This is a genomic window from Flagellimonas sp. (genome assembly GCF_965222555.1).
Classification (GTDB): domain Bacteria; phylum Bacteroidota; class Bacteroidia; order Flavobacteriales; family Flavobacteriaceae; genus Flagellimonas.
In genome coordinates this window covers 1,618,192-1,644,271 of sequence record NZ_CBDCUG010000005.1, presented here as the reverse complement: position 1 = coordinate 1,644,271, position 26,080 = coordinate 1,618,192, and the positions used below count along the sequence as shown (strand labels likewise).

Genomic DNA, 26,080 nt, shown 5'->3' with positions numbered 1-26,080 from the left:
GCATTTCTGCGAGGGTTTTTTTATATATCCCTATGGAACGGTTACCCTTTTAACCATGCATCCCTCAATTCTTTTTGAGCTTGCGTAGTTTCAGGATTTTCAACTAAGGTGTTTGCCTTTGTATAGGAGGGCGTTGTCGTTGTCTTAATAACGATTTCCTCTCCGCCACGGTCCAAAACCACTTCGATTTCCTTTCCGGGTTGCCACGTAAATACTTCGCCGAAAACTTGATTGGCATTGGCTAAACTTACCTCAACCCCATTTAAGGATTTAAAAACATCATTGGGTTGGGCTCCATTGTCATTCCAAAAACTATTATTGGCAACCAAACCGTTAAACTTTATAACCCCTTTTTCAGGATCGGCACCAACAATAATATTTCCCGCATTTTGAATGTAGTTAGTTTCTACTTCCGCTTCTGCAAAATGTAAGCCTACCTTTTCAAAGAATACATCATAATCAATGGGGGTCCCTTCCACAACATGTGTATTCAAAAACTCCCCTACAGCTGAATAGGTCATCTCCGTAATTTCCTTAACCAAGTCGTCATCTACAAAAGGCTTGTCCTTACCATATTTATTTGACAGCTCCTTCATTAAAGTTAACAAGCTTCTATTTCCATTGCTGTTTTCCCGCATCAAAATGTCCAGGCACATGCCTATTAAAGCCCCTTTCATATAGACATTTGCATAGTTTTCCTTATATGGGCTCTCTAAGATATTCTCGCTCATTTTAGTAAAACTCATGGCATCCTCATAATTAGAGCGGGAGGTATTTATCTTTTGAGTGGTTCTGGAATAATACTCATGGTGATCAATCAATCCTTCATATACCTGAAAATGTTGGGCAAAATACTCCGTCACCCCTTCATACAACCATAAATGTTTGCTAAAAGTAGGGGCGTTGTAATCAAAATAGTGTACGTCTTCTGAGTGTACAGATAGCGGAGTCACAATATGGAAAAACTCATGCGCAACAACGTCTATCATTGATTCTGCCAAAGCTTCTGCCTCCATCTGTTCAGGAAGGACGACCACGGTAGAGGTATGATGCTCCAAAGCTCCAAAACCTTTGGGCGCATCTTCTTGTGCTGTATCTGAAAGATAAAGCAGAATATCATATCGTGGGGTGCTATCCAAATCACCCAAATATTCCTTTTGGGCAAGCATCATTTTATTGACCGTATTCTTTATTTCGGAAGCGCTGTGCACTCCATTGGGTGAAAAGACACTAAGTACTATTTTGATGTTTCCCACCATAAATTCCTCTACTTCTGTTTTACCATACATCATGGGGTTGTCCGTAACCTCAAAATAACGATTGGCCAAGAAAACGGATTTTCTGGTCTTTCCATCTTCACTTTGAACACTATTTACTTCTTGTAATGGAGATGTATAATTGAAAGATTCAGGAGCGGTAATGCCTATTCTATAGGCACTGTTTTTAAGTGAATCAAAATAACCAACAAATCCATGAAGGTTCAACATTACTTGCTTAGGTTCAATATTTGTCCCTGAAGGTGAAAACGGAACCTCTTCCCCAATTCCCCCTTGTATTTCTTGATCAAAAGTATCATTGACCAAATACAATATTTTATCCAAGTTTTTAGCTTCCGAAAATAGCCATGTATTGGTATCCACCTTTGTAGCATTCAATTCGTTGCCTTGGTAATCAACTCCTTTTACTTCTTCGACATATTTTCCAAAATCAGAAACAGCATAGGTTCCTTGAACCACCCTTGGCAATCTATACACAACGGTGTCCTTAACAAACCTTCCGGGGTCAATGGAAACTGCTACTTTATCATTATCAATATTTACCAAATCCAAATGAGCGGTAATCGGATTAGCTGTGGCCAAGTCATTGACCGCTATTTTTGTACCACAAGAAAAAAGTATAAGACTTAATCCAATAAAGGATATTTTTTTAACCATTGTATAGAATTTTTGATTGTGTGGCCTAAGATATGGAGAAAACCTATCCTTAAAACAAAAGAAAAAGTGAAAGTTGTAAAAACTACATATCCAACCACTTCTTAAAATTGGTAGTGCGCTCCCTAGAAACAATTACCTGTTCTTCCTCCATAGGAAGTAATTTTAAAAGCAAACGACTGTTGAAATAGCTATGGATCTCCACCACAGCTTTTACAGAAACCATAAACTTACGGTTGATCCTAAAAAAATGTATGGGATTGAGAATATTTTCGAGCTGATCAATAGTGTACTCAATGGGATAAGATTGTCCCGAATGGGTTTGAAGACAAATTAAGCCATCTTGGGATTTAAAGTATGCAATGTCCTCAACGTTGAAAGATCTAAATTGATTTCCAACCTTTACCATAAAACGATGCTTGTACTCCTTGTGGAAAAGCTGCTTTAAATGCTCCAAATTATCGGTATGTGTATGTCCGTTTCTAGTTACATTCTTCTTGAACTTTTCCAAGGCTGCCTTTAGATCCATTTTTACAATGGGCTTTAATAAATAGTCCACTCCATTGTATTTAAATCCACGAATGGCAAATTCATTATAAGCGGTTGTGAAGATTACCGGAGGATGATCTTCAATGTCATCCAAAATGTCAAACCCATAGCCATCATTTAATTGAATGTCCAAGAATACCAAATCTGGCAGTTCATTCTTTTTGAACCATTTCGCTCCACTTTCCACAGAATTTAACCTAGCCTCAATTTCAATCTCAGGAGCCAATTCCCCTACCAGTTGTGCCAGTCTTTTTGAGGCGAATTCCTCATCTTCAACAATTACTGCTCTCATATCATGAAATTGACTTAAGGTTCATTTTTGTCACATCTTTATCCAAAAGTGGAATTATGACTTCAAAGTAATCACTTTCCTCCATTACCAATACCTGTTTGTTGGTATAGTACGAGTATCTTTTTTTAATGTTTTCCAACCCAAGCTTTGTAGTGTCCTGTTTTCGCTTTCGCTTTCTAAGATTGTTCTTAACAGCTAACGCATCAGCGCCTATTGAAGAAATTGAAATTTGCAATGGTCTCTCCTTGGAATATAGATTGTGCTTCATTGCGTTTTCAATCAACATTTGTAAAGCCAGGGTAGGAATCCAATGATGGTCTGGTGAAACTTTAATATTAATCTTAATGACAACCGCATTTTTATGCCTGACCTCCATCATAAATGCATAGGCATCCAAAAAATTCAATTCTTTTTGCAAACTCACTAGATCTTCTTCTTTATTATCCAAAATATAGCGATAACTAGAGGCCAATCTCGTTACAAAATCAGAAGCCAAATCCCTGTCCTCATACATTAATGAGGTTAAGGTGTTTAAACTATTGAATAAAAAATGAGGGCTTATCTGGTTTTTAAGGGAAGTATACTTTGACGCCATCATTTCCTTTTTTAAGTCCTCCATTTGCTTGTTCATTTCTTCCCTTTGGTTCATGGCAAAATGAAACATATTGAAAAAAATAACTGTCAAGCCGAGGAGTACAGCTCTAAAAAAATCTATGGTAAACTCAACCAATGGTGGATCATCGCAAATAATTCCAAAGGTATCCTTAAACGGGAACAATCCAAGGTAATAGATCAAAGCTGCAACTGGAGCAACCAAAATCATGTTTTTCCCTATAATGAGCAAACTACTTTTAAAATCTAGTCCACCTTTGGTTCGCTGTTTTCTTAGGAACCAGTCATTCAACTCCCAAGTCAGCATGAATAGAATGAAAGCAGAAACATAATAAAAAACGCTGGTAGGGCTAAAAAAGCCCTGAATACCATCATCATCACGTTCCATGGTAATTTTTATAAGAAAAAAGACCACGTTGATCACGGTCAACCTGAACAAAAACTTCTTCATTCCTGCTTTTTTGAACATTCCAACTGCCATTTGTTAAAGATACATAAGGCTGTTTAACGATAACGCACACCTGAAAGTTCAATCGTTAAAAAAAAGGCTGGATCGTACTCAAATCCATTTCAGTTGAATTCAACTCGCCTAGCGCTTGTAAATCTTGTTCAAACTCTTCTTTAACACTTCAACTTCTCAAAGATCATATCAGCATTTCTACGTGCCAATCTTCCACAGATAGCTTCAATTTTGAGGAAAACAAATTAACAAGTCATGAAAAAAATCATTTTGGCAGTTACTTTCCTTTTTGCGTTTTCAAGTTGGGCACAAACAGGAATCATTAAAGGAATTGTATTGGACAAACAATCTGAAAGCCCCTTGGAAGGAGCAACCGTTCAACTTATGGATATGGAAGTAGCCACAGGTGTTATTACTGATCTTGACGGACGATTTATCCTAAAAGATGTTCCTATAGGCAGGCAAAGTATTCATATAAGCTATATAGGTTTCGAAAGTTCCACAGTTCCCAATATAGAGGTAACAACGGGAAAGGATGCTGTAGTCAACATTGCTTTGCAAGAAAGCTTTAATCAACTCAATGAAGTTGTGGTATCATCCAATACCACTTTGGACAAGCCCAATAACAAACTGGCTACAGTATCGGCACGGCAATTTGGGATTGAAGAAGTCGGTCGGTTTTCTGGCGGAAGGGGTGACATTGGAAGACTGGCCTCCAACTTTGCAGGAGTATCGGCACCTGATGATAGCAGAAATGATGTAATCATTCGGGGAAATTCCCCAACCGGATTGTTATGGCGAATAGAGGGCATTCCAGTTCCTAACCCCAACCATTATTCCTCAGCTGGCACAACAGGTGGTCCAGTATCGGCCTTGAACCCCAATATGCTAAAGAATTCAGATTTCATTACCTCCGCTTTTCCTGCAGAATACGGCAATGCCATTGGAGGAGTTTTTGATATTGGACTTAGAAATGGCAATGTGGATGATTATGAGTTTTCCGCCCAGGCAGGTGCTTTTTCAGGCGTAGAAGCCAATGCGGAAGGCCCTATGGGAGAAAAAGGCTCTTTTTTGGTCGCCGCTCGCTATTCCCTTGTTGGATTGATAGGTTCTGCCGGTGCCGGGACTTCTGCAAATCCCAACTATGGGGATTTCTCGTTCAATCTCAACTTTGGAAAAGGGAAATTGGGCAATCTGTCTCTTTTTGGTATTGGAGGTACTTCGGATATAGAATTTTTAGGTGATAATATAGAAGCGGATGATCTTTTTGCAGCCGAGGATGAAGATGCCTTTGTTAAATCTGGTTTTGGGGTAATTGGGTTAAAACACAGTTTTCCTGTTGGGAAAAACTCTTTTCTGCGAACTGTTGTCGGTTACTCTACTTCCAGCAGTGAGTATACCGCTGATAGGTATTTTGATAAGGACACCCCTCAGGAAAACATTATTCGTTACACCAGAGATGATGAAACTGAAAACAGGTTGACAATTTCATCGCTGTTCAATTCTAAGATAAACAACAAGATTACACTAAGAACCGGACTTGTATATGAAAACTTACGTCTGGATTACATCAACCAGGACCGTGAAGAACAGCCTGATAATGATGGGGATGGTTTTTCCGATCTTGTCACTTTGGTAGATGTGAATGAAAGCCTTAACCTTTTTCAGCCCTTTGTTCAGGGCCAATTCAGACTTAGTGAAAAACTGACCTTAAATGCAGGATTAAATGGGCAATATAGCAGCTTGAACAAACAGTTTGCCTTGGGGCCCAGGGCAGGACTCAGCTTTGATGCTACTAATAAACATAGGTTCAGTTTGGGTTATGGCCTCCATTATCAAAACATACCTTCTCCCATACTTTTCCTAAATGAGAATGTGAATGGCAATTTGGTACAGACCAATAGGGATTTAGAATTTGTACGGAGTGCTCACTACGTATTGGGATATGATGTTAAACTTGGCAATAAATGGAGGGGGAAAATTGAAGCTTATTACCAAGATATTGACAATGCACCCGTGCATCCGTTCCCATCAAGCTACTCTACATTGACAGAAGGTGCTGATTTTGGATTCAGCAAAGATGCAGTATCATTGGTAAATGAGGGAACAGCCTTCAATCAGGGTATTGAACTGACCCTGGAAAAATTCTTTAGCCAAAATTATTATATGCTGCTCACCTCATCATTTTATCAAAGTAAATATAAGGGCAGTGACGGTGTAGAGCGTAATTCCCCTTTTAACAATGGACAGGTAATCAATTTTCTGGCAGGCAAGGAATTTGTTGTTGGGAAGGCCAAAAAGAATAGGTTTTTTATGGATACCAAAGTGACCTTCTCTGGTGGAAGGTACTATACTCCCATAAATCTAGAGGCTTCAAGGGCAGTCAAATATGAAGTGCTTTATGATGATTTGGCATATAGCCTCCAATATGACAATTATTTTAGATGGGATGTAAAATTAGGTTTCAAGGTCAATAGTAAAGCCAAAAAACGGTCACATCAATTCTATGTCGACATGCAAAATGTAACCAACAACAAAAACATTTTTTCCAGAATGTACAATAGGTTAACGGACAATATTGATCGTGAGGATCAGATTGGGTTTTTTCCTGATTTTGGATATAGATTTCAGTTTTAGTAGTTTGTTTGGTAGTTTGCTCAGAAACCCTTGCCAAGAGCAAGGGTTTTGTTTTTATCGCCACTATTGCACCTTAAGCTGATAGTATTTTATTAGCTTTAAGACTCATTTTTAAAATCACTTCCATTGGCAAAAAGTGAATTGAATTCCACTTCATTTTTAAATAAAGAGTTTTCTCAAATTGAAGCGTATATTTTGCAAAGGGATTCTTTTAATCCTAAAGTATCCAAGGTGGATGTTGCTTGGCACCTAGATCATATGCTAAAGACCATCAATGTAATATGTAAATCTTTGGAGGCTTCCAATCCCGCAGCATTTAAACCCAACTTTAGTCTTACCAGAACCTTAATCTATGCATGGGGAGATTTTCCCAGAGGTGTTGCTAAATCTCCCAGGGTAGTGCTTCCTCCAGATAATATTCTGACCGAAGATCTTTACATACAAATTGAAATGGCAAAGGAAAACTTGCAAAAGATTCAAGATTTGGATTCCAAAGTCCATTTTGAACATCCCTATTTTAGTGTCATAAATAAAAGACAAAGCATCAAGTTTTTAAAAATACATACTCGGCACCATTTAAAAATTGTTGCGGATATTGTGAAAAAATAACAACAGAAGCCATTTAGCATATGAAAAACAATTGGTTTGAGATTAAAAATATTGACTCGGTGGATTCACCTTCCATTGCATTGTACAAAGAACATTTACAGTTCAATATTGACCACATGCTAGCTATGGTAAATGGTGAAACACATAGGTTAATGCCCCATGTTAAAACCAACAAAATGCCAAAGGTTTTAAAATTACTTGTGGCATCAGGAATTACAAATTTTAAGGCTTCTACCATTTCAGAAGCTGAAATTGCGGTTGAAGCCGGAGCTAAATCAGTTTTGATCGCGCATCAATTGGTTGGTCCTAAAGTAGATCGTTTTCTTTCTTTGCTCAAACATTTTCATGCTGCTGATTTATCCACAATTATTGATTCAAAAGAAACCGCTTCCCTTCTCAACCAAAAAGCCATCGAAAAAGGGATAACCGTTCCTATTTATATTGACATCAACAATGGCATGAATCGTTCTGGGATAAAAATTGGATCCGGCATTGATTCACTTTTATCATTCATCAAAAAATGCAAAGGTCTTCAATTCAATGGCTTTCATATTTATGATGGTCATTTGAGGGACAGTGATTTTTCAGTCAGGAATGAAAAGATTGAAAATGAGCTTAAAGATGGCGCCACATATTTTGAGGCACTTCAGAAAGTACATCCTTCAATTAAATTAATATGCGGTGGAACACCTTCTTTTACCTCACATCTTTTGCGGGAAAATAGAATTACAAGTCCAGGGACCTGCGTTTTATGGGATTGGGGATATAGTGAAAAATTAACAGAGCAAAAGTTCAAATATGCTGCTCTCTTGGTGACCCGTATTATTTCAAAACCCACAGAAGGTATTGTAACCCTTGATCTGGGCCACAAATCCGTAGCTCCTGAAAATCCCATAGACAAAAGGGTCAAATTTTTGAACATCAAAAACTACGAACTCCTCTCACAAAGTGAGGAACATGGTGTGCTTCAAGTCTCCAATTGGGAAGAACTCAACGTTGGGGATGTCCTTTACGGAATCCCCTATCATATTTGCCCTACCATTAACTTGCATGATGAAGTATCCGTCATTGAAAATGGAGCAAAAACGGATTCTTGGGAAATCACTGCCAGAAAACGGAGGCTACGCTTTTAGTTTTTTCTTGCTTCTCCCAATACTTTTCCCAGATCATGGAAAAAGAAGTTTTGTTCATCGTTCATGGAAACCAAAAGCCCATTTGGAAAGGTCTCATTTAGCGGAACGGTTACCACTTCACAACCATCGGTTTCCAGAGTGGTCAAATTTACTGCCTTTATAAATGAGTTGTCTTTTCTTGAAAAAACATTGAACTGACCGCGTTGCTGGTCAGATACAATAATGTATCCCGCTCCATTGGAGTATGTAGCGACCGCAATTCCTTCAATGTCATTCAAAAAATATTCCCCACCAAAGAATGAAAGCTCATCATTGCCTTTATAAGGTTCTGCATGGTATTTTCTGATACAAACTCCTTCATCAGAATAATATATCATTGCATTTTCATCATCCACAGCAATGGCCTCAATCTCCTTCTGCCCACTAAACTTTCCAAATTTTCGAACCAGTTGGGATTTAACCCCACTACTATCACCAATCAACCTATATTGATATAAATAATTGTCTAACGGACCGGTTTTTCTCCCTACAATAGCATATATGGATGAATCTTTAGGCGATTTAAACAGGCTTATCCCCATGGGCAATCGCCATTCAGTATTTGATTCGTCTTCAAAGACGGGAAAACCGCCTCCATCCAATGGTTTCATATCTGGAACAGAGAACACCCTTATTTGTTGTTTCTCGCGCTCGGTGAAGGCCAAAATATCGACGGTAATGGAATCATTCAGCTGCAAACCATACTCAACATCTACATTGTTGGGTCTTTCAATATTTCTAATGGTTTTTTCCTCAATGATTTTCCCCTCCAAATCAAAGGCATAAATGGCCCCATTGGTTTTTTTGTCTGTTCCAAAAACAATGCTTTTTTCAGCGTCATCCGGATTGACCCATATAGCCGGATCATCAGTATCATTCAAGGTTTTTTCGGTAATTACATCTGGATGTACGGGTGGCAAAGTGCTTTTGGTGTTGCAGGATACCAGTCCTACAAACCATAAAAGTAGTGTGGTTCTATAATTTATCATTTTGTTTTGTTTTATGACAAAAGCTGCCCAAAAGGCAGCTTTAAAGACTATAGGTTAATGTTTTTTATTTTTTGAAAAGGTCATACTTTAAGCCGAAGGTCAACCTTTTTTCATAAAATTCAACTTGCTGTGTCCTGTTTTCAACACCTTGGTAATACCGTAGGGGCTGATTGGTAATATTGTTCAAATCAGCATACAAACGCAGATTTTTGTTGATGGCGAACGAGGCATTCAGATCTACAAAAAACTGCTTGTCATAGTATCTGTCTTCAAATGTATTGCCTCCCAACTCATCAATATAAGCATCGGAAAAATTGGTGGATAAGCGAAGGCTGAATTTCTTATCGGCATAACCCAAAGAACCATTGAACATATTGGGTGCTGTACCCGGAAGGTCAACATTTTCCCGAATTTCGTCCCCGTTTCTAATTCCATCGGTTGAAGAAGTAAGCAATGTATAATTTAAATAGATGCTCAAGTTTTTGGCAAACCCAGGCAAGAAATCCAATTGTCTCTGGAATGCAACTTCGGCACCAAAAATGGAAGCGTTATCACCATTTAAAGGTTGGAACAGATCGTACCCGGTAGTGGTATCCTCACTCAACGAGGTATAGATAAAATCTTTAATGTCCTTATAAAAAATACCTCCGGATATGATTCCAACCGATTCAAAATAATGCTCTGCCACAAAATCAAAATTCATGGACCGGGTTGGGTCTAGATTGGCATTCCCGGTCTCTACTTCCTCATCTTCATTGATCACATTTCTAAAAGGAACCAAATCCACATAATTTGGTCGTGCTATGGTGTTTGTCCAAGCAAAGCGCAATACGGTTCTATTGCTTGGGTCAAATTTAAAATGGATTCCCGGAAGGATATTGGTATAAGAGCTCTTATCACGGATTTGGTTGAAACTTGCAAAGTCGCCCTCATCATCAAAAATCACTTCATTCCCCAAACTATTGATTTTGGTATTTTCAAGCCTTACCCCAGCAAGTACAGATAGTTTTTCCGAAAGTTTTTGATTGGTCATAAGATAACCGGCATAGACTTTTTCATCCACATCAAAGTTACCTGCCAAAAACTCATCTTCAACAGTGCCAGTATCAAAGCTGGCGGCATTTGAAAAGTCAAGTGTTCCCAAAAATGCTGGATCTACAAATTCCCCAGCAGCATATTGGCTTCCGGCCAAAAAGTCACTTTTTGTGTAATCTTGGGTATCTATATCGGCCAAAGTACCAAAACCGCTTAAAGGCTCCGCTTCTATGAAGTCATTGTCCCTTACCTTGTTTTTAGATTTATACCTTGCCCCAAATTTTATGGTTCCTTCTCCAGCTCCAAAAATGTCAGCGGGCACTTGAAAATTCAGAAAGGCGTTAAAATCTTTCTCTTCTGTAAATTGATTTTCTTCGGTAAACTCCTTCAACTCAAAATTGGAGAGTGTGGCCTCAGAGGCATTTGACGGGCTGAATGAAGGGTATCTTGGGTTTCCAAGATTTGCATTGATTCCAATGGCGTCGCCAATTTCATATTCGGCATAGCGCTCATTGGGGCGCTCTTCGGAAGCTTTGGCATAAGAAGCCATCCAATCCATTTTTAATTTACCAAACAAATGATTGCCTCCCAAGCTGTAGTTCTGCATACGCTGATCTTCCAATCTTGTATTCTTGATGCGACCTCCGGGGATACCTCCTTTGGTCTGTCTACGAATTTCACCCTCATAACCAATAATATTCTCCGTACCATCTGCAAAAACAGGTTCTATTTTTCTAAAACGAAGACGAAATCTATTCTCACGGTCATCCCTCCAGTTGTACATGGTTTTTAGAAAGATGGTGTTGTTTGCATCAAAGGCATAATCCACATTGGCAGAAAAACTTCTACGGATACGTTGTACCAAATAGGTTCTGATGTCGGATTCTTCCACAAAAGGATTTACTTCAATATCTTCTTCCGTCAATGGGCTTTCTGCTTCATTGACCCATTCGGCCTCAACATTGTCCGAACCAAAATCCACATTATTATAAGAGGTGGCGACCATCCAGCCAAACTTGCCATTTTTGGTACGATCACCATATAAAAACCCAATATTGTAAATAGGCTCGTCGTTAATGAAACTCACCCCTGAACCCAGAGTTGTTGACAATCTAAAACTTTGCGGTGAGGAACGTGTTATAAGATTCACGGAACCTCCCAAAGCATCGCCGTCCATGTCTGGAGTAACCGCTTTATTCACCTCAATTGTCTGAATCATGTCCGAGGGAATCAAGTCCATCTGAACATTTCTGTTATCTCCTTCAGCTGAAGGAATACGACTACCGTTAAGCGTTACGGAGTTCAGTTGCGGAGCAAGTCCCCGCACAATAACATTTCTGGCCTCACCTTGATCTACTTGCATGGTAATCCCCGGGATACGCTTTACGGCATCGCCTATATTTGCATCTGGGAACTTTCCTATCTGATCTGTAGATACTACATTGGTAATGTTCTGATTTGTTTTTTGAGTGTTCAGAGCTTTTGCTTGACCGCTCAATCCGTAGGCTGATACTTGAACCTCATCCAACTCTAAGTTTTTTGGGTCTAAATTGATTGAAACCAGGGTTGTCTCCCCATTTTCCACGCTAACGTTTTGCTCTATGGTTGCATACCCCAAATAGGATATTTGGAGGGTATGGTTTCCTGAAGGGACGTCAAGTATTGTAAATCTTCCGTCAAAATCTGTGATTGCTCCCTTGGATAATTCAGAGATGATAACGTTTGCCCCTGGAACGTAAATTCCATTCTGATCTGATATGGTTCCTTGAATGTTACCTGTTTGGGCGAAAGCAGATAACGGAAAAATAATTAAGGTAAAAAACTGTAAATATTTTTTCATTTCTAAGTGGTTGTTATTACGCCACAAAGAAATTATTATGTCTAAAAAAGGGGGTTAGCTCATTTTTAAGAATAGGTCATATTTAGCGTCATTTTTAAAGTAATTTAAAATAGCTTAACAATGAAGTAACAAAAAACCCCCACTAAAAAGTGAGGGTTCGTCAATATTTTATTGCTTTAGTTCTTAAGCCTCAAATGGGTCAATGGAAACAAATGATTTTCCTCCAGATTTCTTTTGAAACTTTACTATACCATCAACTTTGGCGTGCAATGTATGGTCTTTTCCCAGGTAAACATTTTCTCCAGGATTGTGCTTGGTTCCTCGCTGTCTAACAATAATGTTTCCAGCTACCGCAGCTTGTCCACCAAAAATCTTAACACCTAGTCGTTTCGATTCTGATTCTCTACCGTTTTTTGAACTACCTACACCTTTCTTATGTGCCATGATATTTAAATTTTAGTTCTTTCTATTTGTTTAAAGCTTCGATCAAATCAGCTTTCTTCATAGCGGAAATACCAGCAATTCCTTTTGCTTTTGCCATTTCCTTCAATTCAGCAACAGTTTTTCCGCTCAAATCCTCAGCTGCCTTTTTTGGGGCCGCTTTCTTTGGAGCTTCTGCTTTAGCTTTGGCAGGAGCTGCTTTTTTAGGCTCAGCTGCCGGCTTTTCAGCTTTTGCTTTTGCAGGTGCTGCTTTCTTGGCTCCCTTTGCCACTATACCTTCAACAACAATTTCTGTTAAATGTTGTCTGTGACCGTTCTTTACTCGGTAACCTTTACGTCTTTTCTTTTTAAAGACGATTACCTTATCTCCTTTTAGGTGTTTTACTACTTTGGCCTCAACAGCCGCACCTTCTATGACTGGGGCGCCAATGGTAACGTTGCTTCCGTCATCCAAAAGAAAAACTTTGTCAAAAGTGACCTTTTTGCCTTCTTCTGTCTGCAAACGATGAACGTACACCTTCTGGTCTTTTGCAACTTTAAACTGCTGCCCTGCCATCTCTACAATTGCGTACATAATGCGTTAATTAGATTAAATATATTCGCTTTACTAAAATTAGCGGGTGCAAATATACTGCTAAATCCTTAATCCACAAGTATTATTAGGGTATTTGGAACTTATTTTTTTGGGTTATTGGAGGTTTTAAAGAGCTGCATAAATGATAATGTCAAAACCAAGGTAGTGGCAAAACCCATAATTGCGACGGTAAAGAAAACAATTCCTTCAAAATTGCGATAGTCCTTGGCCCAGACTTCAGAAAGTTCATTTAAGAATTCTGCATCCAGCTCCGTTGAATAAAATGCAAAGAAAATAGTGAACAACAAGGTAGCTACAAATCCGGTTGTAATACCTGCCATAAAACCTTTACTATAGCTAAAATCCTTCCCCAACCTTAACTTGGAATACTTGATGGTCTCATAAATCCCAAAACCGGTAATGATTCCATTGAAAAGACTATAAAACACATTGGTATGTTTTCCCATGAGGGAAAGTATCAGGAAATAAGCAATTAAAATGGCACTGGTTACTATACCAAAACGAATGGGTAAGGACAGATTTTTCATTTCGTCAAATTTTTGGGTGGATGTTTAATTTACTGAATGTTGACGAATTATGCTACAAATTCTTGTTAAAGACTTACCTTGTAATCCATAGATTTTTTAAATTTTACCCATATTTAATGTAACATCAATCAAAAATTCCATACTAATCCTATTCATTACGTAAACACTAAATACTATATCATGAAAAGACATTTGCTATCAACACTTTTCATACTTATTGCAGGTAACTTTTTAACAGCCCAAGAAGTTGCTTTTGAGGAGTATGATCTGGACAATGGGCTCCATGTAGTTTTACATCAGGACAATACTGCTCCGGTAGTTACCACCGCTGTAATGTACCATGTGGGATCCAAAGATGAAGATCCAAGTAAGACCGGATTCGCCCATTTTTTTGAACACCTATTATTTGAAGGGACAAAAAACATTGAACGTGGTGAGTGGGACAAAATAGTTTCCTCTAACGGAGGAAGTGGAAATGCCAATACGTTCTTGGATCGCACCTACTATTATGAAACATTTCCATCAAACAGCTTGGAAACAGGATTGTGGTTGGAGTCAGAGCGATTGCTTCATCCCATAATAGGCCAGGTTGGTGTAGATACCCAAAAAGAAGTGGTGCAAGAAGAAAGAAGGTTACGGGTGGATAACTCTCCCTACGGTGCTTTCTTTGAAGTGCTATTGAAAAATCTTTACAAGAAACATCCTTACAAATGGGGTGTTATTGGTTCTTTGGACCACTTGGCCAGTGCAACTCTGGATGATTTTAAAAATTTCAACAAAATCTATTATGTCCCCAACAATGCCGTTTTGGTAGTTGCTGGCGATATTGATGTGGATAAAACAAAGAAAATGATCTCGGATTATTTTGGACCAATCCCCAAAGGAGCTGAAATAAAGAGAAATGTTGTTGTTGAAGAACCTATCACCAACACCATAAAGGCCACTTACCATGATCCCAATATTCAAATCCCGGCCATTTTATTGGCCTATAGAACTCCAGGGCAGGCCGAAAGGGATGCTTATGTGATTGACATGATTTCTACGTATCTAAGTGATGGGGAAAGTTCCAAGCTGTACAAGAAATTGGTGGACGAGAAAAAAATAGCCCTTCAAATATTTTCCGTGCCCATAAATGCTGAAGATTACAGTTCCTATGTTGTTGGAGGACTTCCCGTTGGAGAAAATTCCATTAAGGACATTAAAAACGAGATTGATGCTGAAATCTTGAAAATCCAATCGGAATTAATTTCCGAAAAGGACTACCAAAAACTTCAGAACAAGTTCGAGAACAACTTTGTAAATGCAAATAGTAGCATTTCGGGAATAGCAAATTCCCTTGCAGAAAATTACATGCTCCGCGATAATACCAATTTAATCAACACGCAAATTGACATTTATCGCTCCATTACCCGCGAGGAAATCATGGAAGTTGCCAAAAAATATTTAAAGGTCAATCAAAGAGTAGAATTAGAGTATCTGCCAGAACAAAAAGAAGCCAATTAAGATGAAAAAGTATATTGTTTTTTCTTTACTGTCCTTTTTTATGGCAGTATCGTATGCCCAAATAGATAGAAGCAAGCAGCCAAAACCCGGACCTGCTCCAGAAATAAATTTAAAGGAACCTGCACGTTTTGAGTTGAACAACGGCCTTAAGGTTATGGTGGTGGAAAACCATAAATTGCCAAGGGTTTCCATGCAGCTTTCCATTGACAACCCTCCAATTTTACAAGGTGATAAAGCCGGGGTTTCAGATTTAACGTCAAGTCTTTTGGGAAAAGGATCAAAATCCATTTCCAAAGATGATTTTTATGAAGAAGTGGATTTTTTGGGAGCCTCCATTAGCGTAGGTGACCAAAGTGCATCAGCAAGTTGTCTCTCCAAGTATTTTCCAAGGATCTTGGAACTTATGGCAGATGCCGCCCTAAATCCAAACTTTACCCAAGAAGAGTTCGACAAGGAAAAAGACCGAATAATTACCGGAATAAAATCCGAGGAAAAAGATGTCTCCGCAATTGCAAGTAGAGTGCAATTGGCATTGGCCTATGGGAAAAACCATCCATATGGCGAAATTACCACGGAAGAAACCGTAAACAACGTCACCCTAATGGATGTTGAGAAACACTACAGGGATTATTTTGTTCCTGCCAATGCGTATTTGGTCATTATTGGCGATGTGGATTTTGAAAATGTAAAAGAATTGGTTACCACTCATTTCACACCTTGGTCAAAAGCTGCTCCACCATCCTTCAGTTATGCAAAACCAATGGACGCACAATACAACCAAATCAATTTTGTTGATGCTCCCAATGCCGTACAATCTGAAGTTGCCGTCCAAAACATCACAGAACTCAAAATGAAGGATGAGGATTATCTGGATGCTCTCTTGGCCAATAGAATATTGGGGGGAGGTTCCCAAGCAAGATTGTTCAAAAACCTAAGGGAGGATAAAGGTTATACCTATGGATCATATTCCGGAATTAGAGCCAATAAGTATAGCCCCATGCGCTTCAATGCATATGCCCAAGTAAGAAATGTGGTAACGGATAGTTCCGTGACACAAATTTTCAATGAAATCAATAGAATTGTCAACGAGCCAGTTACTGAGGAAGAGCTTACCAATGCCAAAGCCAAGTATGCAGGCAGTTTTGTGATGGCACTTGAAAATCCTTCAACCATTGCCAATTATGCCCTAAACATAGAAACGGAAGATTTACCAAAGGATTTTTACAAAACCTATTTGGAACGCATTGAAGCTGTTACCACTGACGATGTTCAAAAAGCTGCCCAAAAGCACTTTTCCACCACAAATGCAAGGGTAGTGGTTACCGGTAAAGGGAGCGAGGTGCTGGAAAACCTTGAAAAGGTTGATTTCAATGGCAAAAATGTTCCCGTTTTGTTTTATGACAAATATGCAAGCAAAACAGAAAAGCCAGATTATAATGCAGCAATTCCTGAAGGAATTACAGCGGAATCAATTCTACAGAAATATGTTGAAGCAATCGGAGGTCAAGAAAAGTTGGAAGGTGTTGAATCTTACGCCATGCTTGCAGAGGCGGAAACGCAAGGCATGAAACTGGAATTGGAGATGAAAAAAACAACCAAGGACCAGTTTATGCAAGATGTAAAAGTGATGGGGAATTCCATGCAAAAACAGGTTTTGGATGGTGACAAAGGTTATATGGTTGCCGGAGGCCAGCGCAAGGACCTTTCGCCAGAGGAAATCTCAAAAATCAAAGAAGAGTCGGCAGCATTTCCAGAATTAAACTATATGGCTGTTGGTGGTGTCATTTTGGAAGGCGTTGAGCAGGTTGGAGACAAGAAGGCTTATAAATTGAAAATCACTGATAGTAAATCAGCATTCTATGATGTTGAGACTGGTCTTAAACTTCAAGAAGTGAATGTTGAAGAAGTACAGGGACAACAAATGAACAATACCCTGGAATTTAGCGACTATCAAGAAATTTCAGGAATCAAGTTCCCATTTAAGCTTACCCAAACCATGGGGCCACAAAGTTTTGAGTTTATGGTGAAGGAAATTAAGGTCAACGAAGGTGTAAGTGCCTCGGATTTTGAATAAGGCTTGATTAATTTTTATTAGATAAAGACGCCCTTTGTGGCGTCTTTTTTTTGTTCACCATGTAAACCCCCAGAAGTATGACCAAAGCGGCCATAAATTGCCATAAGGTAAACCGCTCTCCATCCATCAAGCCCCAGAAGATACCCACTATTGGGATCAAATAGGTTACAGACACAGAGAAAACCGCTGTGGAAATTTGAACCAATCTATTGAACATTATCTTGGCCACGCAGGTGCTAATTATGCATAAGATGGCAATATATCCCAAAGAACTAAAAAAATGGGAGCCTGTTACGACCTTGGCATCCATAAAACCGGAAAACAGGAGAACAATAAGACCTGGAATAAAAATAACCGCAAAATTTCCAACTGCAATACCCATTGGAGAGACATTTTGCAATTTGCTTTTTATGATATTGGCATTGCAGGCATAGCATATGGTAGCTACAATAACAAACCCTGCATACCAATAGTTCTGGTCTGGATTAACGGTTGTACCAAAGAAAATCAAAAATGCCGCACCGATCAAACCAATAAAAACCCCCAAAAGTTGATTACGGGTAAATCCTATACCAAATGCAAATAATCCAATAAATAGTGTAAAAAGAGGCACTAAGGAATTTAAAATGGAAGCTATACTACTATCAATTTCCGTTTCGGCAAAAGCAAACAAAAACATGGGAATAAAACTGCCAATAACACCAGAAACTCCAACCCAAAACCACTCTTTCTTGGATATGGTTCGCATAGATTTAAACCCAACAACAAATAAGAAAAAGGTGGACAAAACAGCTCTAATGGCACCAAGTTGGATGGGAGTAAAACCTTCTAACCCTTTTTTGATCAAAATATAGGATGTTCCCCATATCATGGAAAGCGTTATCAAGTAAATCCATTTTACGTTATGGCCTTTCACACCTTAATTTTAAGATGCAAAAGTGCGTCTTATTTGAGACATTTTAGCATTATACGGTTTAATTTTGCGGCTCGACCATTTTCTCTTTGAAGCATTCTATTGTATACGGATTTGTATTGCTCTACCTGATAGCCATGGTACGCCCAATTGCACCTGTACTGGAGTATGTGATCAATGAAGATTATATAGCTGAGTTTCTCTGTATCAATAAAGATAATGTTGAATTGCAATGCAACGGAAAATGTTACCTGATGCAGCGTCTTTCTGAGCAAAATGAGGAGAAAAAACAAAACCTTCCCAAGATTTCATTAGAAGAATATCCAATAGGCTTTGTAAAGATCACCTCGCATTCATCAGCAAAAGAAAACCATAGTACTCTTCAACACAATTTTGGCTATCACAACCATTATACTTTTTTGTATTACTCCAAGAGCTTCCACCCTCCCAATTCACTTTCCTAACAATTCAATAGCTCCTTATTTTATTTAAAGGTGATGGAAACATTGCCAAAACTTCAATTATTAAAACCGAATGAAAAAATACATATCGGCCATTATGATGGTGGCCTCAATTGCATTGTATGCGCAAGAAACCAATAATCAATCCACAAAATGGTCTGCAGGAAGACCCGATGGACATGCTCCCATTTCTGTTATGGGTGATCATATGCATAGCAAAGGAGAATGGATGTTCTCCTACCGATACATGCACATGAATATGGAGGACCTTAAATTGGGAAGTGATGATACCACTACAGATGTTGCTTTGAACAATTATATGGTGACCCCAACCCGTATGCCCATGAACATGCACATGTTGGGAGCCATGTTTGCCCCAAGCGATAAAGTTACCTTGATGGTAATGTTCAATTATGTGTCAATGGAGATGGACCACCTTACCCGAATGGGAGGAAACTTTACCACAGAAGCTAGTGGTTTTGGTGATATCAACCTAGCCCTGCTCTATAAATTCTTCAATAAGAACCAGCAAACCCTTCACGGACAACTAGGGTTTTCCATTCCAACCGGAAGTGTTACTGAAAGTGATGTCACTCCAGCTTCCACACCCAATGAAACAGAATTGCCTTACCCCATGCAATTGGGCAGTGGCACTTTTGATCCTAATCTGGCATTGACCTATTTAGGCCAGAATGCTTCTATTTCCTGGGGAAGTCAAGTGAAAGGTATTTTCCGTATTGGAGAAAATGACCGCGACTTCCGTTATGGAAATCGATACAGTCTTAATAATTGGTTTGCCATAAAAGCAGCCGACTGGATAAGCTTTTCGGTACGACTTGAAGGTTTGATCGTTGGAGAAATTGAGGGAGCTGACCCCAACCTAAACCCAATGATGGTGATTACGGCAGATACTGACAACACCGGTGGAACCTTTTTAAACGGAGGAGCGGGCTGCAATATTTACATTCCAACGGGTGCACTAAAAAATCTTAGATTTGGATTGGAACTGGCCACTCCCATATACCAAGATTTGAACGGTATACAACTAAAAAACAAGGAAACCTTCACTTTTGGTGTTCAATATGCATTATAAATTTAAAATCCTGGGGCGCTTGTCGTCCCAGGTTAATTCGACTTTATGACAAAAAGAAAATTTATACAACTTAACCGAAAATGGCATCGATATTTAGGTGCTATTTTGGGTATTCAATTTTTATTGTGGACGCTGGGAGGGTTATACTTTAGTTGGACCAATATTGATGAGATCAGGGGCGATAATTTAAAGCAACCAAAAATAGCACTTGATGTTTCCAGTGATGTTGTTTCACCAAGCACTTTTTTGAATGCTCAATTTACTTCTAAAGACAGCATTAAATCATTAGAACTGACCTCTATCTTAGAAAAACCTGTTTATAGGGTTGTTTACAAATCGAATGATGGAACAAAAGTTAGACTTTATGATGGTAAAACTGGAAAGCAGAGATTACCTCTGAATGAAAAAGAAGCCGTTCAAATAGCCCATGAGGGTCTTAAAGTTAGTGCCAACCCAACTAGTGTTGAATACTTGACCGAAACGGGAAAGCATCATGAATATAGAGGGAGGCCATTGCCCGCTTATGCCATCACTTTTGCAAAACCTGCAAATACCACCATCTATGTTTCTGCTGAACATGGAAACATTCAAACCTTTAGAAGTAACAAATGGCGTGTTTTCGATTTTCTTTGGATGCTGCACACCATGGATTATGAAGGTAGGGATGATTTCAACAATCTATTATTGAGAGCCTTTGCCCTTTTTGGACTTTTTACCATCTTCTCAGGTTTCAGTCTGTTCATCATCACCTCAAAAACGGTTCAAAAAAATCGTTTTAGTAAAAAATCAAAAGAAATGGGCAAGTAACTTGTTTGGCACTTGCCCATTTTTTAACAGCTCTATTTAAAAAGTATACTGAATAAATGCTGACAAATTTCTGCCCGGATCATTAATAGGCACTCTCCCAAAATCTGCTTGATTGACAAAGGAAAAGTTCAAGTGATTGTTATAGGTGACATCAAAAATGTTCATTGCCGCCACGCCAATATTCACATGTTTAAAAGGTTTTGCCCCAAAACGGAAATCTACAATCCCGTAACCATCCGTGACCTGCTCTCCAAAGGATGGTGCAATATCCGATTGTTCTGAAGTAAGTGTATATGTAGCCCTTGCCCAGATTTTCTTCCTTTCGTAACGTAAATTAAAACGTGTAACCAATGGTGAGGTAAGTGGAAGGGCTTCATCCAAATCCTTGTTCTTGGTGTACACGTAGGCAACCTCCGTCTTGAAATTGAAATCATCAAAAAATTGCATTTCCCCAAAAACCTCAAAACCTGTTTTATAGGCATCATCAACATTGGTGAATCGTTTTACCTCTCTGGGCTCTACCATTGGCATGTATTTTTTCTGCAAGGATGGATCAATCAACCCCGCGATATAATTGTCATAAATGGCATAGTACGCAGATGCCCCATAATTGATCTTATCAATAAAGGACCCTTCAAAAGTGGTTTTAGCTTTCATCCCCAATTCAAACTGATTGTTCACCTCAGCATCCAAAAAAGGATTTCCCACATACTCGTAAGGATCTTGTCCTGCATTAAAATGGTTGATATACCGTTCTACCATATTGGCTGATCGCACCCCTCTTCCATAAGCAAATTCGAATAGGACATTGGGGGTGGCCATATATTTTACTGAAACCGTAGTGCTAATATTGTTCTCTGTTCTGCTATCCAATTCTGGATAGAGCGCAACAAAATCGTCTGCAGGAGTATCACTTTTTGAGTATACCAAATCATAGCGCACACCAGCATTGAGCAATAGTTTTTCTGCCAATGGATACTTTCCTTCAACAAAAAAACCGTAATCGTCTATTCTGGATTCTTGCCATATATCATCAGTAAACTCCATGGGCATTGGAAGTAGGTCACCGTTCATATTTCGTTTCATTGTACGAATGCGTTCTCCATTTCTTCCTACAGAAATTGCATCAACCCCAGTAAATAGCTTAAAATTGGCAGATGGCTTCCATTTTAACTCTACTCGACCACCTATTGTGGTGGCATCAACCGTTGAAACTCCACTCATATTAGCAAAACTTGGTCTTAATGTATTGGACATGATGTGATCCACTTTTGAGCGATACACTTTGGCGCTCACCTCTTTTAATGCGCCTTTAAGGTCTTTTACTTTGTAATCCAAAGAAATTATGGAGCTGTTGTCCTCGTCTGTATCCATGGGCAGACCAGCATGCATAACATCCCTTCCAAAAGATTGTCTGAATCCAAGCTGAAAACGTTGGGTTGTCCCCAGGTTATATCCCAGTTGCACCCCGTAATCGGTACTCTTGAAGGAGGCAGGTATTTCATTCCCGTCACCATCCTTATAATCACCAAAATCACGATAGCCCACATTAAGATTTACATCGTACTGATCATGTATATATTTTAGGTTTGCCAAGGTAGTAATGGAGTTCCCATTGCTTTCATCACCAAAATTGACCTTGCCATGATAGCCTTTTTCCTCCTTTTCAACTTCTTGGGTCACAAGATTGACAACACCTCCAAATGTAGGTCCATACCTAAAGGTATACGGGCCTTTTACCACTTCGATTCGTTCAATTTCCTCTGGAATTACATGAGTGGTTATTGGATCCATTCTGTTGGGGCAAGCATGCATTATTTTAGTGCCCCCATTAAATTGGACATTTAACTGTTCGTATTGCGAAGCTCTGAAAGAAGGGTCAATAGCATAATTTCCACGTTTGATCAACGCAAATCCGTTTAACCCATTAAAAAGGTCGGCCACATTTTTAGGCTGAACTATTTTTTTTGCATTTTCACTCCTGACCATAGAAAAAACTGGATCGGATTTACTCTCTCCGGTTATCAGAACTTCATCTAGCCGAATGAGTTTATTTGTTAAAGAATCTTGCTCAGTTTGAGCTTGAGCATGAAATATACACGCTCCAAAGAGCAAAGCAAAAAGCCCTGCTTTTATATAGGTTTTCATTTTATTTAAAGTTTAAGATTATACCAAAGTGTAAAATCGACAATCGCCGATCTATGTCATTAAATCTTAAACAGTTGGAGGCTTATAGGTTATGCAACTAAAATTGAAGGAATAATTATTGGTATAGTGAAAGTAAGCTTTTGGGGTCTGTTTAACATCCAAAACGGTGTAGGATGATGGTTCCTTTAGGAAAAATAGTACCTGTTCCCACCCCATTAAAGGCATAGGGAGTTCTTTTTCATTGTCTTGACTCACCAGCATTTGGGACAACATACATTTGCCCTCACATTTTAACTCAGGTCTGTCTGTGTTTTCACAAAGAGCTTCAATGAATCCCTCTCTATCAATGCTATAATATAAGTACATTGATGAAAAACGAAGATTGCTCACCATAACCAGGGCAACAAAAAGTGCCGAAAAAACAACTGAATTATATTTTGTCCGTGTCGATGGTGCCAATCGAATCTATTTTAAGAACCTAATCCTTGGCAAATTTACTGGGCATCCCGTTCTTAAAACCTGATAATTGTCACACTTTTAAATACTTCAAAATTCCATGGCACATCCCAAAAGAATAGGGTTACAATCCTTAAATTTGTTGTTCAAATTAGCATCATGAAAAAAATCATCTTTTTACTTCTATTAGCACCGTTCATTACAGTGATTTCCTGTAAACAAGAAAAAAAGAAGGACGATACCCCCACCCAAATGGAAAAAGTTATGGCAATCCATGACGAGGTAATGCCCAAAATGGGAACTCTGGGTAAATTGGTGGGTGAGCTCAAGAGTAAAGTTGATACTACTTCCGCTGGCCAAGAATATGCGGTGGCCATGAAAGATTTGCAAGATGCCAATAGGGCAATGATGGATTGGATGAGGAGTTTTGGTATTCGTTTTGATTCCGATGAAATTCTGAATGGTAAGGAACTTACCGAAGAAAAGCAGAAATGGTTGGATGAAGAGGAAGTAAATGTTAAAGCTCTAAAGGAACAAATCAATTCAAGCATTGAAAAAGCAGAAAAGTTGCTTCAAAAATAACCATCGTCCTTTCTCCATCAATTCAAAGGGTAAATATGTCAATTCATCATTGACGTCCATCTTGCCATAGGCTATTTTTATATCCTCAATTTTAAAGATCAAATAAAAAATGGATGCCCATAAGTTTGCAGAGAAATGGATCAAGTCTTGGAATTCCCACGATTTGGATGATATCATGGCTCACTATACAGAGGATATTGAAATAACCACCCCAATGATCAAGATGGCCGCAGGAATTGACAGTGGTACTTTAAAAGGCAAAAAAGCAGTTGCCGATTATTGGGAAAAAGCTTTGGATAAAATCCCTGACCTACATTTTGAACTCATAGATGTTACAGAAGGTGTGGATTCAGTTGCCCTGTATTACAAATCGGTAATGAATAAAAGAGCTGTTGAGGTCATGTTTTTTGATAAAATGGGGAAGGTGAGCAAAATGATTGCCCACTACACCTAGGAAAAGCCATGAGTTCTTTATTCCTCCCAGCGCAAGGTTTCCATTATCCTTCTAATGTCTTTTTGCAAATAAACCGCCGCGGGAAGAATGGAATCATAATTGGGTTTGGCATAAAAATACAATGACCCCGTTACAAAGTGGTTTGTGCTATCCGTTACATAAAACTGAGATTGTGATGCGGCATTACCACTTACTTCGTAAAACATTCCATATACCCCATCTTCAGGGTTTATAAAAGGTTGCTCCACAATATTATCTGCCTTTACCACATGCTCATAGGATAGCTTTTGGGCGTCGGTCAACAAGGTCTTGAGGTTGTTTTCAACAGGTTTATAGGTAAGGTAAACCGATCCCTTCATCATAGGGTAATCCAAAACCAGGGAACAATCTTTGTTCTCTTTTATGTTTGATAAGGTGTTGAGCTCAAAGGTATAGCTACAATCTCCATCAATCTTTTTGTAGCTTGCTTCTGGATAGTCCAGTCGCAACATTGCTTTAGGCTTGGGCAACACTTCATCTTTACAAGCCGTAAAAAGTATAAGAAACACAACAAGAACTAGTAAAGAATCAAGCTTCATGAGGTAATGTAATTTTAATGCGTTTCAGTCTTTTTTTATCCAAACTTTCAACAACAAATTGATAATTTTTAAATAACACCCTTTCTCCCCGTTTGGGAAAACTCCCTGATATTTCCAACACAAACCCTGCAATGGTCTCCGATTCTCCTTTTTGGTTCTCAAACTCCTCTTCATCCTCAATTTTTACCACGCGATAGAAATCCTTTAAGGTCGTTTTTCCATCAAAAACATAATTGTGGTCATCCAACTTGGAGTAAATCAGGTCTTCGTCATCAAACTCATCACTAATATCCCCAACTATTTCCTCTATAATGTCTTCCAAAGTCACAATACCTGAAGTACCTCCATATTCGTCGACCACAACTGCCAAATGGTTCTTCTTATCCTGAAATTCCAAGAGCAGATCATCCAACTTCTTGTTTTCCGGAACAAAATAAGGTTCACGGATCAAGGACATCCAGTTAAAACTCTTCCGATCAATATAGGGCAATAGGTCTTTCACATATAAAACCCCCAATACATTGTCCATGTTTTCTGAAAAAACCGGGATTCGGGAATAGCCGTTCTTTTTAATTTCCTCAAGGACTTCAGGAAATTTCATTTCCTCATTCAAGGCAAAAATGTCGATTCGAGGGCGCATGACCTGCTTAGTATCCGTATTGCCGAAGGTCACAATCCCCTCCAAAATCTTTTGTTCTTCTTTTGTAGTATCTCCTTCCGATGCCAGTTCAAGGGCCTGGGACAAATGATCTACGCTCAGGTTTGATTTCCGTTTCCCTAATTTTTCCTGAAGAAACCCAGAGGCCGAACTCATGGGAGAACTCAGCGGTGTAAACAAAAAATTCAACAATTTTAGTGGTATGGACATGAATTCTGAAAACTGCACCCTGTTCCTGTTGGCATAAATCTTAGGAAGAATCTCACCAAACATCAAAATCAGAAAAGTTGCCACAACCACTTCCAATAGAAAACGTACTGAAACAACTCCAAACAAAGTTTGGGTTACCTGTGAAAAAATAACATTTCCAATGGAGCTGAACAATAGCACAATTCCAATATTAATGGCATTATTGGTAATTAATATTGTAGCAAGAAGCTTTTTTGGGTTTTTCAATAATTGGACAATAAGTTTTCCGCGGGATGTATTTTCCTCTTCCAGTTCATTTAAATCGGTTTGGGAAAGTCCAAATAAAGCCACTTCTGCTCCAGAAATAAGGGCAGAACATGCCAAAAGTAGTATGAGTACAATCACTTTTGCAGTGAAAATACCGCTAAATGTGGTTAAGAAAATTGCTAAACAATAGGACTCAGGATCCAAATTT

The 26,080-nt window shown here is 38.8% G+C and carries 23 protein-coding genes; 10 read left to right on the top strand and 13 right to left on the bottom strand.

Annotation, left to right across the window (positions count from 1 at the left end):
• Positions 1-41: 41 nt before the first annotated feature.
• From ACOQO1_RS15795 to ACOQO1_RS15785, 3 genes are all read right to left on the bottom strand, one after another.
• A complete protein-coding gene (locus tag ACOQO1_RS15795; protein WP_420603850.1) occupies positions 42-1,934 on the bottom strand; it encodes a peptidase M61 in 1,893 nt (630 codons plus the stop codon).
• Between the two features lie 82 nt (positions 1,935-2,016).
• A complete protein-coding gene (locus tag ACOQO1_RS15790) occupies positions 2,017-2,772 on the bottom strand; it encodes a LytR/AlgR family response regulator transcription factor (protein ID WP_420603849.1) in 756 nt (251 codons plus the stop codon).
• Between the two features lies 1 nt (position 2,773).
• Complete coding sequence (locus tag ACOQO1_RS15785; RefSeq protein ID WP_420603848.1) at positions 2,774-3,835, bottom strand: sensor histidine kinase; 1,062 nt, start codon at positions 3,833-3,835, stop codon at positions 2,774-2,776.
• Between the two features lie 264 nt (positions 3,836-4,099).
• Between ACOQO1_RS15785 and ACOQO1_RS15780 the strand changes: the two genes are divergently transcribed.
• The 3 genes from ACOQO1_RS15780 to ACOQO1_RS15770 all read left to right on the top strand — a co-directional run bounded on the left by ACOQO1_RS15780 (position 4,100) and on the right by ACOQO1_RS15770 (position 8,223).
• Positions 4,100-6,481: a TonB-dependent receptor gene (locus tag ACOQO1_RS15780; RefSeq protein WP_420603847.1), complete on the top strand. Its 2,382-nt coding sequence runs from the start codon at positions 4,100-4,102 to the stop codon at positions 6,479-6,481.
• Positions 6,482-6,607: 126 nt separating this feature from the next.
• The gene (locus tag ACOQO1_RS15775; RefSeq protein ID WP_420603846.1) at positions 6,608-7,090 is read left to right on the top strand and encodes a DUF1569 domain-containing protein; all 483 of its coding nucleotides are present in this window, start codon (positions 6,608-6,610) and stop codon (positions 7,088-7,090) included.
• A 20-nt stretch (positions 7,091-7,110) separates the two neighbouring features.
• Positions 7,111-8,223 (top strand): D-TA family PLP-dependent enzyme, encoded by a 1,113-nt coding sequence (locus ACOQO1_RS15770; protein ID WP_420603845.1) that lies wholly within the window; start codon positions 7,111-7,113, stop codon positions 8,221-8,223.
• Here ACOQO1_RS15770 and ACOQO1_RS15765 read toward each other — a convergent pair.
• The 5 genes from ACOQO1_RS15765 to ACOQO1_RS15745 form a co-directional block, all read right to left on the bottom strand.
• Positions 8,220-9,251: a phytase gene (locus tag ACOQO1_RS15765; RefSeq protein ID WP_420603844.1), complete on the bottom strand. Its 1,032-nt coding sequence runs from the start codon at positions 9,249-9,251 to the stop codon at positions 8,220-8,222. The genes ACOQO1_RS15770 and ACOQO1_RS15765 overlap by 4 nt on opposite strands.
• A 64-nt stretch (positions 9,252-9,315) precedes the next feature.
• On the bottom strand, positions 9,316-12,126 hold the full coding sequence (locus ACOQO1_RS15760) for a TonB-dependent receptor (RefSeq protein ID WP_420603843.1): 2,811 nt from the start codon (positions 12,124-12,126) through the stop codon (positions 9,316-9,318).
• Between the two features lie 183 nt (positions 12,127-12,309).
• The gene (gene rpmA / locus ACOQO1_RS15755) at positions 12,310-12,570 is read right to left on the bottom strand and encodes a 50S ribosomal protein L27 (protein ID WP_420603842.1); all 261 of its coding nucleotides are present in this window, start codon (positions 12,568-12,570) and stop codon (positions 12,310-12,312) included.
• A gap of 22 nt (positions 12,571-12,592) precedes the next feature.
• The gene (rplU, locus tag ACOQO1_RS15750) at positions 12,593-13,141 is read right to left on the bottom strand and encodes a 50S ribosomal protein L21 (RefSeq protein ID WP_420603841.1); all 549 of its coding nucleotides are present in this window, start codon (positions 13,139-13,141) and stop codon (positions 12,593-12,595) included.
• 101 nt (positions 13,142-13,242) lie between these two features.
• Complete coding sequence (locus ACOQO1_RS15745; RefSeq protein ID WP_420603840.1) at positions 13,243-13,689, bottom strand: DUF4199 domain-containing protein; 447 nt, start codon at positions 13,687-13,689, stop codon at positions 13,243-13,245.
• A 180-nt stretch (positions 13,690-13,869) separates the two neighbouring features.
• Here ACOQO1_RS15745 and ACOQO1_RS15740 point away from each other — a divergent pair, with 180 nt between their 5' ends.
• Both ACOQO1_RS15740 and ACOQO1_RS15735 read left to right on the top strand, forming a co-directional pair.
• Positions 13,870-15,192 (top strand): M16 family metallopeptidase, encoded by a 1,323-nt coding sequence (locus ACOQO1_RS15740; RefSeq protein ID WP_420603839.1) that lies wholly within the window; start codon positions 13,870-13,872, stop codon positions 15,190-15,192.
• Between the two features lies 1 nt (position 15,193).
• Entirely contained in the window at positions 15,194-17,266 is a 2,073-nt protein-coding gene (locus ACOQO1_RS15735) for a M16 family metallopeptidase (protein ID WP_420603838.1), read from the top strand.
• Between the two features lie 7 nt (positions 17,267-17,273).
• On the opposite strand, the gene ACOQO1_RS15730 is transcribed toward ACOQO1_RS15735, so the two are convergent.
• The gene (locus ACOQO1_RS15730) at positions 17,274-18,152 is read right to left on the bottom strand and encodes a DMT family transporter (RefSeq protein ID WP_420603837.1); all 879 of its coding nucleotides are present in this window, start codon (positions 18,150-18,152) and stop codon (positions 17,274-17,276) included.
• A gap of 116 nt (positions 18,153-18,268) precedes the next feature.
• On the opposite strand from ACOQO1_RS15730, the gene ACOQO1_RS15725 reads away from it, so the two are divergent.
• The 3 genes from ACOQO1_RS15725 to ACOQO1_RS15715 all read left to right on the top strand — a co-directional run bounded on the left by ACOQO1_RS15725 (position 18,269) and on the right by ACOQO1_RS15715 (position 20,540).
• Positions 18,269-18,643 (top strand): hypothetical protein, encoded by a 375-nt coding sequence (locus ACOQO1_RS15725; RefSeq protein ID WP_420603836.1) that lies wholly within the window; start codon positions 18,269-18,271, stop codon positions 18,641-18,643.
• Between the two features lie 70 nt (positions 18,644-18,713).
• Positions 18,714-19,733, top strand: coding sequence for a transporter (locus ACOQO1_RS15720; RefSeq protein ID WP_420603835.1), 1,020 nt, complete (start codon positions 18,714-18,716; stop codon positions 19,731-19,733).
• A 45-nt stretch (positions 19,734-19,778) separates the two neighbouring features.
• Positions 19,779-20,540, top strand: coding sequence for a hypothetical protein (locus tag ACOQO1_RS15715; protein WP_420603834.1), 762 nt, complete (start codon positions 19,779-19,781; stop codon positions 20,538-20,540).
• A gap of 36 nt (positions 20,541-20,576) precedes the next feature.
• Here ACOQO1_RS15715 and ACOQO1_RS15710 read toward each other — a convergent pair whose 3' ends face one another.
• Together ACOQO1_RS15710 and ACOQO1_RS15705 are read right to left on the bottom strand one after the other, a co-directional pair.
• Positions 20,577-22,688 carry a TonB-dependent receptor domain-containing protein gene (locus ACOQO1_RS15710; RefSeq protein WP_420603833.1) on the bottom strand — a complete coding sequence of 704 codons (2,112 nt, stop codon included), beginning with the start codon at positions 22,686-22,688 and terminating at the stop codon, positions 20,577-20,579.
• A 66-nt stretch (positions 22,689-22,754) separates the two neighbouring features.
• Positions 22,755-23,147, bottom strand: coding sequence for a hypothetical protein (locus ACOQO1_RS15705; RefSeq protein WP_420603832.1), 393 nt, complete (start codon positions 23,145-23,147; stop codon positions 22,755-22,757).
• A gap of 156 nt (positions 23,148-23,303) precedes the next feature.
• Here ACOQO1_RS15705 and ACOQO1_RS15700 point away from each other — a divergent pair, with 156 nt between their 5' ends.
• The gene (locus ACOQO1_RS15700; protein ID WP_420603831.1) at positions 23,304-23,726 is read left to right on the top strand and encodes a hypothetical protein; all 423 of its coding nucleotides are present in this window, start codon (positions 23,304-23,306) and stop codon (positions 23,724-23,726) included.
• A 109-nt stretch (positions 23,727-23,835) separates the two neighbouring features.
• On the top strand, positions 23,836-24,180 hold the full coding sequence (locus ACOQO1_RS15695) for a nuclear transport factor 2 family protein (RefSeq protein WP_420603830.1): 345 nt from the start codon (positions 23,836-23,838) through the stop codon (positions 24,178-24,180).
• A gap of 17 nt (positions 24,181-24,197) precedes the next feature.
• Here the strand turns inward: ACOQO1_RS15695 and gldD are convergent, their stop codons facing one another.
• Positions 24,198-24,758: a gliding motility lipoprotein GldD gene (gene gldD, locus ACOQO1_RS15690; RefSeq protein ID WP_420603829.1), complete on the bottom strand. Its 561-nt coding sequence runs from the start codon at positions 24,756-24,758 to the stop codon at positions 24,198-24,200.
• The gene (locus tag ACOQO1_RS15685) at positions 24,748-26,076 is read right to left on the bottom strand and encodes a gliding motility-associated protein GldE (protein ID WP_420603828.1); all 1,329 of its coding nucleotides are present in this window, start codon (positions 26,074-26,076) and stop codon (positions 24,748-24,750) included. Before ACOQO1_RS15685 ends, gldD begins: the two co-directional genes overlap by 11 nt.
• Positions 26,077-26,080 lie beyond the last annotated feature (4 nt).